Origin of the sequence: Salinispora mooreana (assembly GCF_000379065.1) — a bacterium.
GTDB lineage: Bacteria > Actinomycetota > Actinomycetes > Mycobacteriales > Micromonosporaceae > Micromonospora > Micromonospora mooreana.
This window is the reverse complement of the sequence record NZ_KB900614.1, coordinates 4,314,159-4,331,346: the sequence shown is the minus strand read 5'-3', so window position 1 is coordinate 4,331,346 and position 17,188 is coordinate 4,314,159. Positions and strand designations below refer to the sequence as shown.

The 17,188-nt window shown below is 70.7% G+C and carries 14 protein-coding genes; 2 read left to right on the top strand and 12 right to left on the bottom strand.

Features of this window, described 5'->3' with window-relative positions:
- Nucleotides 1-56: 56 nt before the first annotated feature.
- From SALPAC6_RS0120680 to SALPAC6_RS0120630, 10 genes are all read right to left on the bottom strand, one after another.
- Entirely contained in the window at nt 57-2,591 is a 2,535-nt protein-coding gene (locus tag SALPAC6_RS0120680; protein ID WP_018255240.1) for an ATP-dependent Clp protease ATP-binding subunit, read from the bottom strand.
- A 421-nt stretch (nt 2,592-3,012) separates the two neighbouring features.
- Nucleotides 3,013-3,363 carry a histone-like nucleoid-structuring protein Lsr2 gene (locus SALPAC6_RS0120675; RefSeq protein WP_033661535.1) on the bottom strand — a complete coding sequence of 117 codons (351 nt, stop codon included), beginning with the start codon at nt 3,361-3,363 and terminating at the stop codon, nt 3,013-3,015.
- A 117-nt stretch (nt 3,364-3,480) separates the two neighbouring features.
- On the bottom strand, nt 3,481-4,989 hold the full coding sequence (lysS, locus tag SALPAC6_RS0120670; protein ID WP_018255238.1) for a lysine--tRNA ligase: 1,509 nt from the start codon (nt 4,987-4,989) through the stop codon (nt 3,481-3,483).
- Nucleotides 4,990-5,197: 208 nt separating this feature from the next.
- Complete coding sequence (locus SALPAC6_RS0120660) at nt 5,198-5,956, bottom strand: type III pantothenate kinase (RefSeq protein WP_018255237.1); 759 nt, start codon at nt 5,954-5,956, stop codon at nt 5,198-5,200.
- A 123-nt stretch (nt 5,957-6,079) separates the two neighbouring features.
- Nucleotides 6,080-6,976 (bottom strand): carboxylating nicotinate-nucleotide diphosphorylase, encoded by an 897-nt coding sequence (gene nadC, locus SALPAC6_RS0120655; protein WP_018255236.1) that lies wholly within the window; start codon nt 6,974-6,976, stop codon nt 6,080-6,082.
- The gene (locus SALPAC6_RS0120650; protein WP_018255235.1) at nt 6,973-8,691 is read right to left on the bottom strand and encodes an L-aspartate oxidase; all 1,719 of its coding nucleotides are present in this window, start codon (nt 8,689-8,691) and stop codon (nt 6,973-6,975) included. Before SALPAC6_RS0120650 ends, nadC begins: the two co-directional genes overlap by 4 nt.
- A 129-nt stretch (nt 8,692-8,820) precedes the next feature.
- Nucleotides 8,821-9,711 carry a septum formation family protein gene (locus SALPAC6_RS0120645; RefSeq protein WP_018255234.1) on the bottom strand — a complete coding sequence of 297 codons (891 nt, stop codon included), beginning with the start codon at nt 9,709-9,711 and terminating at the stop codon, nt 8,821-8,823.
- A gap of 174 nt (nt 9,712-9,885) precedes the next feature.
- Nucleotides 9,886-10,314: an aspartate 1-decarboxylase gene (gene panD, locus SALPAC6_RS0120640; protein ID WP_018255233.1), complete on the bottom strand. Its 429-nt coding sequence runs from the start codon at nt 10,312-10,314 to the stop codon at nt 9,886-9,888.
- Nucleotides 10,315-10,337: 23 nt separating this feature from the next.
- Nucleotides 10,338-11,186 (bottom strand): pantoate--beta-alanine ligase, encoded by an 849-nt coding sequence (panC, locus tag SALPAC6_RS0120635; protein WP_018255232.1) that lies wholly within the window; start codon nt 11,184-11,186, stop codon nt 10,338-10,340.
- Nucleotides 11,183-12,124 carry a Rossmann-like and DUF2520 domain-containing protein gene (locus tag SALPAC6_RS0120630; RefSeq protein WP_018255231.1) on the bottom strand — a complete coding sequence of 314 codons (942 nt, stop codon included), beginning with the start codon at nt 12,122-12,124 and terminating at the stop codon, nt 11,183-11,185. The genes panC and SALPAC6_RS0120630 overlap by 4 nt, the downstream gene beginning before the upstream one ends.
- A gap of 177 nt (nt 12,125-12,301) precedes the next feature.
- Between SALPAC6_RS0120630 and SALPAC6_RS0120625 the strand changes: the two genes are divergently transcribed.
- Both SALPAC6_RS0120625 and SALPAC6_RS0120620 read left to right on the top strand, forming a co-directional pair.
- On the top strand, nt 12,302-13,318 hold the full coding sequence (locus SALPAC6_RS0120625; protein ID WP_018255230.1) for an SAM-dependent methyltransferase: 1,017 nt from the start codon (nt 12,302-12,304) through the stop codon (nt 13,316-13,318).
- A complete protein-coding gene (locus tag SALPAC6_RS0120620) occupies nt 13,315-14,481 on the top strand; it encodes an NADH-quinone oxidoreductase subunit D (protein WP_188115248.1) in 1,167 nt (388 codons plus the stop codon). Before SALPAC6_RS0120625 ends, SALPAC6_RS0120620 begins: the two co-directional genes overlap by 4 nt.
- Before the next feature lie 37 nt (nt 14,482-14,518).
- Here the strand turns inward: SALPAC6_RS0120620 and SALPAC6_RS0120615 are convergent, their stop codons facing one another.
- Together SALPAC6_RS0120615 and SALPAC6_RS0120610 are read right to left on the bottom strand one after the other, a co-directional pair.
- Nucleotides 14,519-16,012 carry a hypothetical protein gene (locus SALPAC6_RS0120615; RefSeq protein WP_026189907.1) on the bottom strand — a complete coding sequence of 498 codons (1,494 nt, stop codon included), beginning with the start codon at nt 16,010-16,012 and terminating at the stop codon, nt 14,519-14,521.
- A 69-nt stretch (nt 16,013-16,081) separates the two neighbouring features.
- Nucleotides 16,082-17,086, bottom strand: a complete 1,005-nt coding sequence (locus SALPAC6_RS0120610) for a glycine betaine ABC transporter substrate-binding protein (protein WP_018255228.1) — start codon at nt 17,084-17,086, stop codon at nt 16,082-16,084.
- Nucleotides 17,087-17,188 lie beyond the last annotated feature (102 nt).

Below are 17,188 nucleotides of genomic sequence, written 5' to 3'. Positions count from 1 at the left end.
AACGGCCCGACGGCGATCGCCATCGGGCCGTTGCTCGTTCGGTGGGACCTACCGGCCTACGCCGTGTCGTCCGCCCCCGTGGCGGCACCGCCGAGGTCGGCGGGGACCGCGTCCGGCAGGTCGGCCGGCTTGTCGGTGCCGCGGAAGGTGAGGGTGGCGGAGTCGATATCGGCCGGATCACCGTCGCAGTCGACGATGACGATCTGGCCGGGGTTGAGCTCGTTGAACAGGATCCGCTCGGAGAGATTGTCCTCGATGTCGCGCTGGATCGTGCGGCGTAGCGGCCGGGCACCGAGAACGGGGTCGAAGCCCTTCGTCGCGAGGTACTTCTTGGCGTTGTCGGTGAGCTCCAGCCCCATGTCCTTGTTGCGCAACTGGGTCTCGATCCGGCCGATCATGATGTCGACGATCGAGAGGATCTCCCGGTGGCGTAGCTGGTGGAAGACGATGGTGTCGTCGATCCGGTTGAGGAACTCCGGCCGGAAGTGCTGCTTGAGCTCGTCGTTGACCTTCTGCTTCATCCGGTCGTAGTTCGAGTCGGAGTCATCAGAGGCCTGGAAGCCCAGCGAGACCGCCTTGGCGACATCACGGGTACCGAGGTTGGTCGTCAGGATGATGACCGTGTTCTTGAAGTCCACGATCCGGCCCTGACCGTCGGTGAGCCGCCCGTCCTCGAGGATCTGCAGCAGCGTGTTGAACACATCCGGGTGGGCCTTCTCGATCTCGTCGAAGAGGACCACGCTGAACGGCCGCCGACGGACCTTCTCGGTCAGCTGCCCGCCCTCGTCGTAGCCGACGTAGCCGGGAGGCGCACCGACGAGCCGGGACACCGTGTACCGGTCGTGGAACTCGGACATGTCCAGCTGGATCAACGCGTCCTCGCTGCCGAAGAGGAACTCCGCGAGGGCCTTCGACAACTCGGTCTTACCGACCCCGGAGGGGCCGGCGAAGATGAACGACCCAGACGGCCGCTTCGGGTCCTTCAGACCGGCCCGGGTGCGGCGGATCGCCTTCGACACCGCCTTGACCGCGTCCTCCTGGCCGATGACCCGCTTGTGCAGCTCATCTTCCATCCGTAGCAGCCGGGAGGTCTCCTCCTCGGTCAGCTTGTAGACCGGGATACCCGTCCAGTTACCGAGCACCTCGGCGATCTGCTCGTCGTCAACCTCGGTGACGACATCCAGGTCGCCGGCCTTCCACTCCTTCTCCCGCTGCGCCTTCTGGCCCAGTAGCTGCTTCTCGGTGTCGCGGAGCTGCGCGGCCCGTTCGAAGTCCTGCGCGTCGATCGCGGACTCCTTGTCCCGACGCACCTGCGCGATCCGCTCATCGAAGTCCCGCAGGTCTGGCGGCGCGGTCATCCGCCGGATCCGCATCCGCGCGCCCGCCTCATCAATCAGATCGATCGCCTTGTCCGGCAGGAACCGGTCCGAGATGTACCGGTCGGCCAGGGTCGCCGCCGCCACCAGGGCCGCATCCGTGATCGACACTCGGTGGTGCGCCTCGTAGCGGTCCCGCAGGCCCTTCAGGATCTCGATGGTGTGCGGCAACGACGGCTCACCCACCTGGATGGGCTGGAACCGGCGCTCCAACGCGGCGTCCTTCTCCAGGTGCTTGCGGTACTCATCCAACGTTGTCGCGCCAATGGTCTGCAACTCACCGCGCGCCAGCATCGGCTTCAGAATGCTCGCCGCATCGATCGCGCCCTCGGCGGCACCCGCACCCACCAGCGTGTGAATCTCGTCAATGAACAGGATGATGTCACCACGGGTACGGATCTCCTTGAGGACCTTCTTCAACCGCTCCTCGAAGTCACCCCGATACCGTGAACCCGCCACCAAGGCACCCAGGTCAAGGGTGTACAGCTGCTTGTCCTTCAGCGTCTCGGGCACCTCGCCCTTGACGATCCGCTGCGACAGGCCCTCCACCACGGCGGTCTTACCGACACCCGGCTCACCGATCAGCACCGGATTGTTCTTCGTCCGCCGGGACAGCACCTGCATGACCCGCTCGATCTCTTTTTCCCGACCGATAACCGGATCAAGCTTGCCCTCACGGGCCGCCTGGGTCAGATTGCGACCGAACTGGTCCAACACCAAGCTCGTCGAGGGAGCGGCCTCACCCGGTGCCGTCCCCGCTGCCGCCGGCTCCTTGCCCTGATAACCCGACAACAGCTGGATCACCTGCTGACGGACGCGATTCAGGTCCGCCCCCAGCTTCACCAGCACCTGAGCCGCCACGCCCTCACCCTCACGGATCAGGCCCAGCAGAATGTGCTCGGTGCCGATGTAGTTGTGCCCGAGCTGCAACGCTTCCCGCAGCGAGAGCTCCAGCACCTTCTTGGCCCGCGGGGTAAACGGAATATGACCACTCGGCGCCTGCTGGCCCTGCCCGATGATCTCCTCAACCTGCTGACGCACGCCCTCCAGAGAGATCCCCAGACTCTCCAGCGCCTTGGCGGCCACGCCCTCACCCTCGTGGATCAGGCCCAGCAGAATGTGCTCAGTACCAATGTAATTGTGGTTGAGCATCCGGGCCTCTTCCTGGGCCAGGACGACAACCCGACGCGCTCGGTCGGTGAACCGCTCGAACATGCCCTCGTGCTCCTCACATACCGTGCGCCTCGATGATCTAAATCGTGGCGGGGCCGCTGCGTGAACGCCCGGGATGGGCGGCCGTGCCTCTTAACTCTATCGCCGCGGGCCGACTCCGCTGGGGTCCTGTCTCCCCCGGTGGTGCCGGATATCCGCTGTTTTGCCCAACCGTCCGCGCTCAACAGGTGTTCCGGTAGCAGCGCTACTACGCGCAGAGCGAAATTCGACCACCGTCGGATCGACCCCACAGCACCTGGAAAACACCCACCGACCCAGAATCAGCCCCATCCCGCTCCCGGCCACGGCGAGACCACAGGCCCCACCGGCGGTAGCACCACCCCACCCCGGCCGCCGCCGGGCCCAGACACAGCAACGCCGGCTCGGAGTCTGCGCTCCGGGCCGGCGTTGCGCCAGACACCGGTCAGTGGCCGGCGCGAGCGTGGTACTCGTCCACGATCTCCTGCGGGATGCGACCCCGGTCGGAAATATCCTTGCCGGCCTTCTTGGCCCAGGCCCGGATCGCCTTGTTCTGCTCACGATCGGCGGTGGCACCGCCCCGGCCCCGGGCGGCCCGGCCACCCACGACCACGCCACCCCGGCCCACCTTCGTGCCGTTGGCGACGTACGCGGCGAATACCTCCCGCAATTTCTCGGCGTTGACGCTCGACAGGTCGATCTCGTACTGAACGCCGTCGAGGGCGAACTTGACGGTCTCGTCAGCGTCCCCGCCATCCAGGTCATCGACCAGCTTATGAATGATCTGCTTGGCCACGTCCCACATTCCTTTCCAGCAGGGTGCAGCGGTTCTGCGAATCCCGCAAGAGCACAATAACCCGGATGATGCTCCGCGCGTCAATAGGATCCGGTTACGAGTCGGGTGACCCGACCGTCACTCCGGTCGGACCAGCGGGAAGAGGATGGTTTCCCGAATTCCCAGGCCGGTCAGCGCCATGAGGAGCCGGTCGATTCCCATTCCCATACCACCAGACGGTGGCATTCCGTACTCCAGGGCCCGGAGAAAGTCCTCGTCGAGCTGCATCGCCTCGTCGTCACCCCGCGCCGCGAGCCGCGCCTGGGCCACCAGACGCTCCCGCTGAACCACCGGATCCACCAACTCGGAGTAGCCCGTGCCCAGTTCGAAGCCGAGCACGTAGAGGTCCCACTTTTCGGTCAGGCCCGGCTCAGTGCGGTGCGCCCGGACCAACGGGCTGGTCTCCTCGGGATAGTCCCGCACGAAGGTGGGCGCCAGCAGACCCGGAACAACCAACTCCTCGAACAGTTCCTCGGCCAGCTTGCCCGGACCCCACTTTGGGTCGACCGCCACGTCCACCTTGTCCGCGTACTCGACCAGACGGGCCCGCTCCGTGCGTACCGTGACCTCCTCTCCGAGCGCCTCGGAAAGAGATCCGAACAGCGTCACCGAACGCCACTCACCGCCGAGGTCGAACTCACGACCGTCCGCGTGGGTCACCACCGTCGAGCCGCCAACCGCGAGCGCCGCCCGCTGGATGAGATGACGGGTCAACTCACCGATCGTGTCGTAGTCGCCATATGCCTGGTAAGCCTCGAGCATCGCGAACTCCGGCGAGTGCGACGAGTCAACGCCCTCATTGCGGAAGTTACGGTTGATCTCGAAGACGTGATCTACGCCACCAACAAGCGCGCGCTTGAGAAACAGTTCCGGAGCGATTCGCAGATATAGATCAGTGCTGAGCGCATTGCTGTGGGTTACGAATGGACGGGCGGCCGCACCGCCGTGCAGCAGCTGGAGCATCGGGGTCTCCACCTCCAGAAAGCCCCGCTCGTGCAGGGACTCCCGCAGGCTACGGACCGCGGCCGCCCGGGTACGCACCATCTGCCGGGCCTGCGGACGAACGATGAGGTCGAGGTAGCGCTGCCGGACCCGGGCCTCCTCACTGAGCGGCTTGTGCGCCACCGGCAGCGGGCGAAGGGCCTTCGCGGTGACGGCCCACCCCTGCGCCAGCACCGACAACTCACCACGCCGGCTGGTGATCACCTCACCGGTCACCCCGACGAGGTCACCGAGGTCCACCAGCCGCTTCCAGTCCTCGAGCCGCTGCGCCCCGACCCGGTCCAGGGAGAGCATCGCCTGCAGCTCGGTCCCGTCGCCGTCCCGAAGCGTGGCGAAGCAGAGCTTGCCGGTGTTCCGCACAAAGATCACCCGGCCGGTGACCGACACCTGGTCACCAGTGGCCGTGTCGGTGGGCAGGTCGGCGTAGCCCTGGCGGATCTCGGCGAGCGTGCTGGTCCGCGGATAACCCAGCGGATACGGTTCGATCCCCTCAGCGAGCATCCGGTCCCGCTTCTCCCGGCGGACCTTCATCTGCTCCGGAAGGTCGTCGGCGGGGTCAACTGGTACGGCGTTCTGCTCGATCACGGCGCGCTTCCTCAGGCAGAGAATTCGGGCGGGGTCAGCCCCCGAGCGTACTCAAGGGCTCTCGCGAGGGACATCGGATAGCCGGCCGCCATGACCGAACCCACGCCGACAGCATCGTCAGGGGGGCGAAGACGACCGAAATCGACCGCAGTAGCCGGAGTCACGCAGCGCTGACTACCGGCCATACCGCACTCGGGAGGTCCGGCCCTCACACGTTACGGTCGTAGACCATCCGGAGCCCGATCAGGGTGATCATCGGCTCATGATGGGTGATCGTCCGGCACTCCTTCATCACCAACGGGGCCAGCCCCCCGGTGGCGATCACGGCCTTGACCGCACCCAACTCCTCCACCATCCGCTCGACGATCCGATCCACCTGCCCGGCGAACCCGAAGTAGAGGCCGGCCTGCAGACACTCGACCGTGTTCTTACCGATCACCGAACGCGGCCGGGCGGCCTCGACCTTACGGAGCTGGGCGGCGCGGGCCGCGAGCGCATCGAAGGAAATCTCGATGCCGGGGGCGAACGCCCCGCCGAGGAACTCGCCCCGCCCACTGATCACGTCGAAGTTGGTGGTGGTGCCGAAGTCGACGACGATCGACGGACCGCCGTAGAGGTTGTACGTCGCGAGCGTGTTGACCACCCGGTCGGCGCCAACCTCCTTGGGATTGTCGATGGCGAGCTGCACCCCGGTCCGCACGCCGGGCTCGACGATCATGTGCGGCACGTGGGCGTAGTAGCGGTCCAGCATCGTGCGCACCGACCGGAGCGCGGCGGGCACCGTCGAGCAGGCAGCCACTCCGCTGATCTCCACATCGGCACCGGAGAGCAGGCCCCGGAACATCAGCCCCAACTCGTCCGCGGTCGACCGGGGATCGGTGTTGATCCGCCACGAGTGCACCAGTTTGTCGCCATCGAAGGTCGCCAGCACGGTGTTGGTGTTTCCGATATCGATGCAGAGCAGCACACCGACAGCCTAGACAACAGTCAGCGCGGGCCGGACGCCGCGCCGCGGCAGGGCCCGCCCCACCCACCACGCGATCGTCAGTAACACCCCGAAGGCCACCGGACCGACCGGCGGCCGGCTCCCTCACTCCGTCCGCAGGTCCAGCGCGATATCCACAATCGACGACGAGTGGGTGAGTGCGCCAACCGACAGGAAGTCCACCCCGGTAGCCGCCACCTCAGCCGCCACGGCCAGCGTCAGCCCCCCGGTCGCCTCCAGCTCGGCCCGGTCCCCGACCGCGCGCACCACCTCGCGCAGCAACTCCACCCCCATGTTGTCGACCAGCAGGAAGTCGGCACCCGCCTCCACCGCCTCCACCGCCTCGGCGAGGGTGTCCACCTCCACCTGCACGCTCACCTCCGGGAACGCCGCCCGGACCCGCCGGAACGCCGCGGCCACCCCACCGGCCGCCAGCTTGTGGTTGTCCTTGACCATGGCCCCGTCGTACAGGCCCATCCGCTTGTTGGTGCCACCTCCGGCGCGGACCGCGTACTTCTCCAGCGCCCGCAGGCCCGGAGTGGTCTTCCGGGTGTCCAGCACCATCGCCTTCGTGCCGGCCAACGCGTCGGCCCAGGCCCGGGTGTGGGTGGCGACACCAGACATTCGGGAAAGCAGGTTCAGCGCGGTGCGCTCGGCGGTGAGCAGCAGCCGGGTCGGGCCGGTCACCGTGGCCAGCACGTCGCCGCGGGCCACCCGCTGCCCGTCGTGGGCGACGAGCGACACCGCCAGCGTACGGCCAGCTCCGGTCACCTCGCCCACCAGCTCGAAGACCGCTGCGGCCACCGGCAACCCGGCGACCACCCCGTGGGCGCGCGCGACCACGTCCGCCGTGTCGACCTGGCTGTCCGGGACCGTGGCGGCACTGGTCACGTCGAGGGACTCCGGCCCCAGGTCCTCCGTGAACGCGTCGATAACCACCCGTCGTACGCGCTCCGGGTCCAGCCCCGCCGCCCGCAACAAGCCCTCGGTCTCTCCAGTCACGTTCTCTCCCCACGCTCAGTAACCCCGAACCCCTGCCACCTTCGCCGCAGCCGGCCCTGTGGATCAATGGTGCCGACCAGATGGCCACGCCACCGCTCGTCGGTCATCGGAAAGTCCTCCCGCCAGTGGCAACCCCGGGTCTCCTGCCGCGCGGCGGCGGCGGCCACCAGCACTGTCGCCACCGTCAGCAGATTCGTCGCCTCCCAGTCCGCGGTACGGGGAACTCCCTCGGCACCGCCGAGCGCGGCCAGGGCAGCCGCCGTGTCGGCCAGGGACGCCGCCGACCGGAGCACGCCCGCGCCCCGCGTCATCGCCCGTTGCAGTGCGGGAACCCCGGCGACGGGAAGCACCCGACCCGCACCCCCCACCCAGGCACCGGTCGACGCCGGGCGTAACTGCTCCGGCAGACCGGTCGCCAGATCGACCGCGATCCGGCGAGAGAAGACCAGCCCCTCCAGCAACGAGTTGCTGGCCAGCCGGTTCGCGCCGTGCACACCGGTGCAGGCGACCTCACCGCAGGCGTACAGGCCGGGGATGGAGGTACGGCCGTGTAGATCGGTACGGACGCCGCCGGAGGCGTAGTGCGCCGCCGGGGCCACCGGAATCAGGTCGGTCGCCGGATCCACGCCGATGGCCAGGCAGGACGCCACAATGGTGGGGAAACGGCGGGCAAGGAACGCACCGCCGAGGTGCTGGGCGTCGAGAAAGACATGGTCCGCGCCGGTGGCCAACAACACCCGGTGGATGCCCTTCGCGACCACGTCCCGGGGGGCCAGCTCCGCCAGCTCGTGCTGCCCGACCATGAACCGCTTGCCGTCGGAGTCCACCAGCTGGGCGCCCTCGCCCCGCAGCGCCTCGGAGACCAGCGGTTGCTGGGCGTGCCGGGCCCCGTCCGCCTGGGCGGACGGGGGGACGATCAGCGCGGTCGGATGAAACTGGACGAACTCCACATCGGTGACGGCGGCACCGGCCCGCAGCGCGAGGGCCACGCCGTCGCCGGTGGAGACCGCGGGATTGGTCGTGGCCCCGAAGACCTGCCCCATCCCCCCGGTCGCGAGCACCACCGCGCGCCCCAGGATCGCCCCGACACCGTCCTCGCTGCCCTCACCGAGCACGTGCAGGGTCACCCCACAGGCGGGGCCGAGCCCGTCCGGACCGTCACCGGGAGCCCGGAGCAGGTCCAGCACCAGGGCGTGCTCGACGAGCCGGATCCACGGGTCCCGGCGAACGGCGGCATGTAGTGCCCGCTGCACCTCCGCACCGGTGGCGTCACCACCGGCGTGCACGATCCGGTCCGCTCGGTGCCCGCCCTCCCGGGTGAGCATGAGCGAGCCATCCGGGTTGCGGTCGAACTCCGCGCCGATCCGCATCAACTCCCGCAGCCGGGTGGGCCCCTCCTCGACGAGGACCCGGACCGCCGCCGGATCGCTGAGGCCAACCCCGGCGATCTCGGTGTCCGAGGCGTGGGCCGCGGGGGTGTCGTGCGGATCGAGCACCGCGGCGATGCCGCCCTGCGCCCAGCGCGTCGAGCCCTCCTCGATGTCGACCTTGGAGACCACCGTGACGTGCAGGCCCGCCTCCCGAAGGTGGAGCGCGGCGGTCAGCCCGGCGACACCGGATCCGACGACGATCACGTCAGTCGTCTCCACCCACCCGGGCGCGGGCGCCGCCAGTAGACGGGGCAGAGCCGGCCAGTCACCGGTCGGTAGGTCCATCCCCACAGTCAACCCGAACAACGCACGTGGCAGGCGGCGGGGGCGAGACGAGTGGTTTGGGCAACGCCGTACCCAGGCAGGCGGATCCGCACTCCGACGAAGCCGAAGGAGAGCGCCGCGAACTCCTCACTACCGGTTCCGGACCGGCAACCGGGCCGGACCGGCGCCCTGGAGCGAACCGGTCACCTGGCGGTCGCTGAGCCACAGGTAGCAGCGGACCCCCCGATCGCCGACCCCCCACCGGCCGGCGCTGGGTGGACGGACCACCACATCGACACGCAGCCGAAGCGTCGGGTCGTCGGGCACCTCCGCGAAGCGCGCGATCTCGCTGCGGCAACCGGCGTAGAGCGGCGCCCAGTCCGCGTCCACGGTGGGGTACGGGCGGTCCGGTGCCCGCCACACCCCGACGAACTCCGCGTCGTGCCGGCTGCGGCAGTCCACGGGGCGCAGGGTATCCACCCCACCGCCCCGATCCGGGCCACTCTGCTGGCATCCGAGCCGCAACGGTGACCCGTCGGCGAGCGCGCCGCGCAGACTACCGGTGCGGAGGACCACCTCGGCGCCCGCCTCAGCGGTGGTCACCTCGGTGAGGTCACAGCGGTACCAACGGGAACCAGCGGCCCAGCCCGAAGGGGACGGGACCGCCAACCAGAGCCGCAGCCGCCCGGCCCGCCAGTCGGCCCCCACGTACGTGCTGCTGCGAACATCACAGTCGGCAAACGCGCCCCGCAGGTCGGCCGAGTCGGCGGCCGGTGAGCCCGACTGCCCCGTCGAGAAGGTGCCCACATGCACGGTCTCGACCCGGTGCGGCACCGTGCACTCCACCGGCTGGTACGCCGCCAGGGTCGCCTGGGCGGTGGCGTCGGCCACCTGGCAGACCCCCGCCTCGGGGGTGAACGGAGAGGCGGCGGGCAGCGCCCCCCAGTCGTCGGTCAGGTCACCGTCGGTCGGCCCGGCGCAACCAACCAGCAGCGCCACCACAGCGACCGCGCTCGCGCCCTTCCCAACCCGATGCCCCACGTCGCCTCCCAGAGTCGACGCCCCGCCTGCCGACGAGTCCACCCAGGGTAGCCAACATGCCCGGCCAGTAACAGAGCCTCGTGGCGTGGCTCTGGAGGGCGGGCAGAGTGCGGCTGGGCACGAGGCCGGTGCCGCACCCGCCCACCAGCGGAGACATGCGGGGGCGCGGCCTGGTCAGGCCAGCGAGTCCGCCAACGGGTTGGGGACCGGCGCCCCCGCGGTCCCGGGCGCCGCCGTGGCCGCGTCCGCGGTCAGGTCAACAATCCGGTTGCCCGAATCGACGTGCACGATCCGCGGCTGGTAGGTACGCGCCTGCGCGTCCTCCAGCTGTCCATAGGCGATCAGGATGACCAGATCACCCGGGTGGACCAGGTGGGCGGCGGCGCCATTGATGCCGATCACGCCGCTGCCTCGCTGCCCCGGGATCACATAGGTCTCCAACCGGGCGCCGTTGGTGATGTCCACGATCGCCACCTGCTCGCCCGGGAGCAGGTCGGCGGCGTCCAGCAGGTCCTGGTCCACCGTGACCGAGCCAACGTAGTGCAGGTCGGCCTGGGTGACCGTGGCCCGGTGAATCTTCGACTTGAGCATGGTGCGCAGCATCGGGCGCCTTTCGTCAGGGTGGGTCAGAACCGCGGGGCGAGCTGGACCGACACGTTGTCGATCAGACGGGTGGGGCCGACCCAGGCGGCGGCAAGCAGCCGCGCCGGGCCGGTGACTGGCCCCGGCTCCAGCTCCGGATCGGTGAGCACAAGGTAATCCAGTTCGACGCTGGGCGAGCCGGAGTCGAAAGCAGCGTGCGCGGCGGCCAGCACCCCACCCGCGTCCGCGCCCCCGGCGGCGGCGGCTGCCCCCGCCTGCAACGCCTCGGGCAGGCTCAGCGCAGCCGCCCGCCCGTCGGGCGACAGGTAGCGGTTCCGGCTGGACAGGGCCAGCCCGTCCGGCTCCCGGACCGTCGGCACGCCGACGATCTCTACCGGCACCTCCAGGTCGCGCACCATCCGGCGGACCAGGGTCAGCTGTTGGTAGTCCTTCTCGCCGAAGAATGCCTGGTCCGGTCGGGTGAGCTGGAGCAGCTTCAGCACCACGGTCAGCACCCCGTGGAAGAAACCCGGGCGACTCTGCCCCTCCAACTCCTCGCCGAGTTGGCCCGGGTTGACCCAGACCCGGGGCTGGCCCTGCGGGTACAGCTCCGGCACCGCTGGCGCGAAGACCACCGCCGCGCCAGCCCGACGGCAGATCTCCAGGTCCTCGTCGAGGGTGCGCGGGTAGCGGTCGAAGTCCTCGTCCGGCCCGAACTGGAGCGGGTTCACGAAGATCGTGACCACGACGTTGTCCGCCTGTTCCCGGGCCGCCCGCAGCAGGGTCTCATGCCCGGAGTGCAGCGCGCCCATGGTCATCACGACGCCCACGGTGCCGGTCAACCCACCCCGCGCCGCCGCGAGGTCAGCACGGGTGTGCACCAGCTCGGTCACGTAGCCACCTCCCAATCCCGCTCCCGCAACACGCCCAGCAGCGGCTGCGCATCCGTGGGCCGCAGCCGGCCGGCCGCGATCACTCGATCCACCGTCCGTCGGGCCAACGCCAGGTAGGGGCCGACCGATTCCGGGGCGGTCGCTCCGAGCTGGGCCAGGTGCCGTTCGACCGTGCCGGCGTCACCGCGGGCAATCGGTCCGGTCAGCGCATCGTCCCCGAGCCGCAACGCGTTGTCCAAGGCGGCCCGCAGCAGCGGAGCGAGCACCCGCCCCGGCTGGGTCACCCCGGCGTCCCGCAGCCGGTCGGCTGCCTCGTTGACGAGCGTGACCAGGTGGTTTGCACCGTGTACGAGGGCTGCGTGGTAGAGCGGTCGGTCCGCCTCGGCGACCCACTCCGGTACGCCGTCGAGGTCGGCGACGAGCCGGGTGGCGAACGGGCGCAGCTGCGTCGGGGCGGTCAACCCGTACGAGATGCCGGGCAGCCGGGTGAGATCGTCTGGCGTACCGGTGAAGGTCATCGCGGGGTGCAGGGCCAGCGGGGTGGCACCGGCCCCGACGACCGGCGCCAGTACCGCCAGGCCGTGCGCGCCGGAGGTGTGCGCGACCACCTGCCCCGGACGCAGTGCCCCGGCTTCGGCGAGGCCGGCGACGACCCCCGCGAGTGCGTCATCCGGCACCGCCACCAGGAGGAGGTCCGTGGCCGCGCGGGCTACCGAGGTGGCCGGCCGCCGCGGCACGTCGGTCAGGAGCAATGCCATCCGGGCCTGCGAGGCGGAAGAGCCCCCGGCCGCGGCGACGACCCGGTGCCCGGCGGCGGCGAGAGCGGCGGCCAGGACGGCACCGACCCGACCAACGCCGACCACGCCGACGGTCAGGGAACGGGAGGTGGGAGCGTCAACCGACTGATCAGCGGGACGCGGAGACAGCGAAGCGCTCATAACGATGATCCAGTCCTCGGAGGGGTACCGGTCGTTGGCAAGTATGCGCCGCGGCGCCGGAACCGGGACAGGGAGGTGTGAAAACGTTCACCACCGGGGTCGGGGAACACCCGTTCGCCACCGAAGGCGACGAGCGGGGCCGCTGTGCGACCGGGCGGCCCACCGAAGGAGGAGCTGATGTCGATCCGCTGGCGGGACGCGATGGAACAGGCGCTGTACGGGCCGGACGGCTTCTTCGTCTCCGGCGCCGGACCGGCCGACCACTTCCGTACCAGCGTGCACGCCTCACCGGCGTTCGCGGCGGCCCTGCACCGGCTGATCGCCACCGTTGACGCCGCCCTGGGCCACCCATCCCCACTCACAGTTGTCGATGTTGGGGCAGGGCGAGGCGAGCTCCTCCGCACCCTGCACGCCAGCATCGCCGGGGCCACCGACACGTCGCTCGCGCAGCGGCTACGCCTCACCGCCGTCGAACGCGCGCCGCGCCCCGCGGACCTGCCCGCGGAGATCACCTGGACGCACGAGATCCCCCCGGGCGTCACCGGCCTCCTCCTGGCCACAGAGTGGCTCGACAACGTCCCGCTGGACCTGGCCGTGGCCACCCCGGCGGGCTGGCAGTACCTGCTGGTGGACCCCGCCACGGGCACGGAGACGGTCGGCAGCCCGGTCAGCCCGGAGGACGCCGACTGGTTGACCCGTTGGTGGTCGTCGCCGGCCGACGGCGCCCCGGGCACCCGCGCCGAGATCGGCCGGACCCGCGACGAGGCCTGGGGGGATGCCCTCGGGCGACTCGACCGGGGGCTGGCGATCACCGTGGACTACGGGCACCTCCGGCAAACCCGACCGGCCGATGGCACGCTGACCGGCTACCGACACGGACGGCAGGTCCCACCGGTACCCGACGGATCGTGCGATGTCACCGCGCACCTCGCCGTGGACTCGGTCGCCGCCGCCGGTGCACAGGTCGCGCAGGCCCCGTACACCCTGGTGTCGCAGCGGATGGCGCTGCGGGCGCTCGGCGCCGACGGCTGCCGCCCACCGCTGGAGCGAGCCAGCACCGACCCCGCGGGATACCTCCGGGCCCTCGCCGCGGCATCCGCGGTGGCCGAGCTGATCGACCCGGCGGGTCTCGGCGGGCACTGGTGGCTCCTCCAGCCGGCCGGCGTCACCCTCGACCCACTCGTGGCACCATGACAGGCATGACCACGGACGCCGATCTCCGCGAACTGACCGTCGGCACCGGCGCCGGTGGAGAACAACTCGGCACGGACATGGTGCTCAACATCGGTCCGCAGCACCCCTCGACGCACGGCGTACTCCGGCTGCGGCTGGTACTCGACGGCGAACGGGTGGTCAGCGCCGAGCCGATCGTCGGCTACATGCACCGGGGTGCGGAGAAGCTGTTCGAGGTCCGCGACTACCGGCAGATCATCGTGCTGGCGAACCGGCACGACTGGCTCTCGGCGTTCGCCAACGAACTCGGCGTGGTGCTCGCCGTGGAGCGGTTGCTGGGGATGGAGGTTCCGGAGCGGGCCACCTGGCTCCGGATGGCGCTCGCCGAGCTGAACCGGGTCCTCAACCACCTCATGTTCCTCGGCTCGTACCCGCTGGAGATTGGGGCGATCACCCCGATGTTCTACGCCTTTCGGGAACGGGAGACGCTCCAGGCGGTGCTCGAGGAGGTCTCCGGCGGGCGGATCCACTACATGTTCAACCGGGTTGGTGGGCTCAAGGAGGAGGTGCCGGCCGGCTGGACCGGACGGGCCCGGGCGGCGATCGGTGAGGTCCGGCGGAGCCTGCCCGACCTGGACAGCCTGATCCGGCGCAACGAGATCTTCCTGGCCCGCACCGTCGGCGTGGGGGTGCTCTCGGCGGCCCAGGCCGCCGCGTTCGGCGCCTCCGGACCGGTCGCCCGTGCCTCCGGCCTCGACCTCGACCTACGCCGGGACGAGCCGTACCTGGCGTACGACCAGCTCGACGTGCCGGTGGTGACCCGCACCGCCGGTGACTGCCACTCCCGCTTCGAGGTGCTGCTCGACCAGGTGTACGTCTCGCTCGACCTCGCCGAGCAGTGCCTGGACCGGGTGGACCGGCTCACCGGCCCGATCAACACTCGGCTACCGAAGGTGCTCAAGGCGCCCGAGGGGCACACCTACGCCTGGACCGAGAACCCGCTCGGCATCAACGGGTACTACCTGGTGTCCCGGGGTGAGAAGACGCCGTGGCGGCTCAAGCTTCGCACCGCGTCGTACGCCAACGTGCAGGCGCTGGCCACCCTCCTGCCCGGTTGCCTGGTGCCGGACCTGGTCGCCATCCTCGGCTCGATGTTCTTCGTGGTAGGCGACATCGACAAGTGAGCGGGCCGGCTGCGCCCGTTCGGCGTTGCCGCAGCCGTCAACGCCACCGACTGTCCCCGCGCCCGTACCGGCCCGGCTCCGGCTGACGCTCAGGCTCGGACTGCCAGTGGGGCTCCGGCTGCCACCGGGCCTCGGGCTGCCGTTGCCGAGATGGCCCCCACTCGGCGGACGCCGGGGGCAGCGCGGATCGTTCCGCCGGTTCAGACCACCCGCCCCCGCCAGCGTCGGCGCGGTCGCGTCCGGGCTCGTCCCGACGGACCGCAGCCCACCGCTGGTCCACCCGGTATTCGGCACCGCCCCGATCCGTGCGCGCCTGGGCCCGCTGCTCACCCAGCCGCAGTTCGTGCCCCCGCTCGTCCTCGCGGACGGCGGCCCGGTGGATTCCGGCCCGCAGCTGGGACCAGTACTCGCCCTCCGGATCGCCGGCCGCCGCAGGCTCCCCACCATGCTGGTTGACGCCGCCGTGGTCAGGCCACTCACCGCCCCGGCCGTCAGGCTGGTTGGCCCAGCCCTGGCCATCCCACTGCGCTCCGGCCTGGGCGACCTCCGGTGGCTCACCCAACCCATGATCGTCGCGCGCCCGCCCGCCCCGGTCCGACCACGACCGGTCAACGGAGTCGGCGGCACCCCGCCAGGAACGGCGCTCCCGAGCCTCGGGCCCGGGCCAGGAGGTGCGCTCCCCGTCCTCGGCCCACGAGGGTGCGTCCGGGCCGGACGGCCACCGTCGGTCGTGGTCGCCAACAGGGGCCCCGGAGTGACTCCGGCCGCCATCGACCGCGGTGTGCCGGGTGGCGTGCACCGTCTCGGTATGCCGCACCACGCCGCGCAGGGGGGCGGCGTGCCGGCCGTCCGGCTCCGGCGACCAGGCATCACCGTCAGTGCCGCCGTAGGTGCCGGCGCCCCGCTCGGTGCCGGGCTGACCGACGAAGCGGTCGCCGGCCCCATCCGCTCCGGCCGACGGGCGGAACGCGGCGTACGCCCCGGCTGCCCCGGCCGTCCCGGCGGCGGAGGGGTCGCCCGGGGAGTGCGCCCGGGGCGGGGGGTCACCCACGCGGCTCCGGTCGCTCTCCAGGTCACCCCGGTGATCGGCATCCGGAACGGTCGCCCGACCGGCCGGCACGTCCACCGGGACCCGCGCCCGCTGCGCACCTCCGGTCTCGGCCGGTGCGGCGACACCGGCCTCGAGGCGTCGGCCGAGCGCAACAACCGCCTCCTGGGTGCGCTGCGTCTGGTCGAGCGCCTGATTGCCCCGCTGGGCCGCGGCCACGATCTCGCCGTGCAGCTCATGGCGAAGCCGTTCGATCTCGCCCCGCAGCTCCCCGACCTGGGCGCCGCCGTCGGGGCGCAGCGCGATCGACAGGCCGATCAGCGCGACCGCCAGGATCGCCAGTACGGCGGCGACCCGTAACAGCCCGTTGCTGTCGGCGATGAGCAAGACCAGCGCCGCCACCGGAGCGCACGCCACGCCGACCCGGAACAGTGCCGTGGGTAACCGAGGGCTACGCGTGTCATCGGTCACGACCGGGGGCATGGCTGTGCAGCCTACCGAGAGTTGCGCCGCGTGGGAACGCCAGCACAGCTCGCCCTGCCACCGCGAGGCTCAGCCGGCGGTGAGGGCTCCGTCGGAGGAGAACACCAGACCCACGCTGACCTCGCCGGTCCGCAGCGCGTTCTTCGTCTGCGGTCCGCCGGCGTCGAGCGAGCTGAACGAGCCAGCCCGGAAGTCATAGACCTCGACCAGCCCGACCTGGCACTTCGGCCGCTGCGGGCACTCCGGCGGACCAGCCAGGACGGTCTCCTGGCCAGAGCACCTCTCGGCCAGCTCGGTGAGAGTCCGCACGCCGTGCTCGTCGGCGAAGGCACGCGTGACGGCGAAGGCGTTCTGGGTCTGGGCGGCGGCCGGCGCCCCGAGGGCCAGGTTGGCCTCCGCGCCGAGCGCCTTCAGCGCGGCGACCGTCTCGTCCAGGTTCGGCGAGGAGACCGGCTCGGCGCCCTCACCGTTCGCCTTGGTGTTGAGGAACTCGGCCAGGGTGGCCGCGTACTCGGGGAAGACCTGGATCTCGCCCTTCTCCAGGGCGGGCTCGTAGAGTTCACGGCTGCCGATTTGCTGCACCTCGACCTGGTAGCCGGCGGCGACCAGCACGATCTTGTACAGCTCGGCGAGGGTCTCGCTCTCGCTGAAGTTGGCGGCCCCGACCTTGATCGCGCCGCCGGGCCCCTTCGCGATGCCGGCGGTGAGGTCGTGGGCGGTGGCGAACTCCGCCGCCGCGACCGCGGGCGTCTTGCGGTCCTCGTTCACGGCCTTGTTGAGCTGGATCAACTTCGGCGTGTCCAGCGCGGCGGAGACCTGATCCAGGGCGGCGAGGAGCGGCGGGGCCGCGGCATCGGCGTTGACCACGGGAATGATGTTGTCGCTGTTCTGCAGCGACTTGTCGTCGGTCAGCACGACCAGCTCGTCACCGGCCACCGGGGCACAGCCCTCCCCCGCCGCCGCCGTCTCGGGCGCATCCGTGCCCGACGAACCGGCCTCGCCGCAGCCGGTCAAGAACCCGGCCGCGGTCAGGGCGCCGACCGCGCCGATTGCCAAACGTGTGCGTGCGTGCATGTCTGCCCGCCTTCCGTGTCCCGGCACGGCTCCTGCGCCGGCCGCGTGTCCGACGGGCGATCGGTGCCGCCCGCGCTCCCACCCAACATCCTCCCGCCGGGT

Bases quoted from the DNA above. Each gene is read 5' to 3' on its own strand.
- SALPAC6_RS0120680 (WP_018255240.1), bottom strand. From the start codon at position 2,591: ATGTTCGAGCGGTTCACCGACCGAGCGCGTCGGGTTGTCGTCCTGGCC.
- SALPAC6_RS0120650 (WP_018255235.1), bottom strand. From the start codon at position 8,691: ATGGACCTACCGACCGGTGACTGGCCGGCTCTGCCCCGTCTACTGGCG.
- panD (WP_018255233.1), bottom strand. From the start codon at position 10,314: ATGCTGCGCACCATGCTCAAGTCGAAGATTCACCGGGCCACGGTCACC.
- SALPAC6_RS0120630 (WP_018255231.1), bottom strand. From the start codon at position 12,124: ATGAGCGCTTCGCTGTCTCCGCGTCCCGCTGATCAGTCGGTTGACGCT.
- SALPAC6_RS0120625 (WP_018255230.1), top strand. From the start codon at position 12,302: ATGTCGATCCGCTGGCGGGACGCGATGGAACAGGCGCTGTACGGGCCG.
- SALPAC6_RS0120620 (WP_188115248.1), top strand. From the start codon at position 13,315: ATGACAGGCATGACCACGGACGCCGATCTCCGCGAACTGACCGTCGGC.
- SALPAC6_RS0120615 (WP_026189907.1), bottom strand. From the start codon at position 16,012: ATGCCCCCGGTCGTGACCGATGACACGCGTAGCCCTCGGTTACCCACG.
- SALPAC6_RS0120610 (WP_018255228.1), bottom strand. From the start codon at position 17,086: ATGCACGCACGCACACGTTTGGCAATCGGCGCGGTCGGCGCCCTGACC.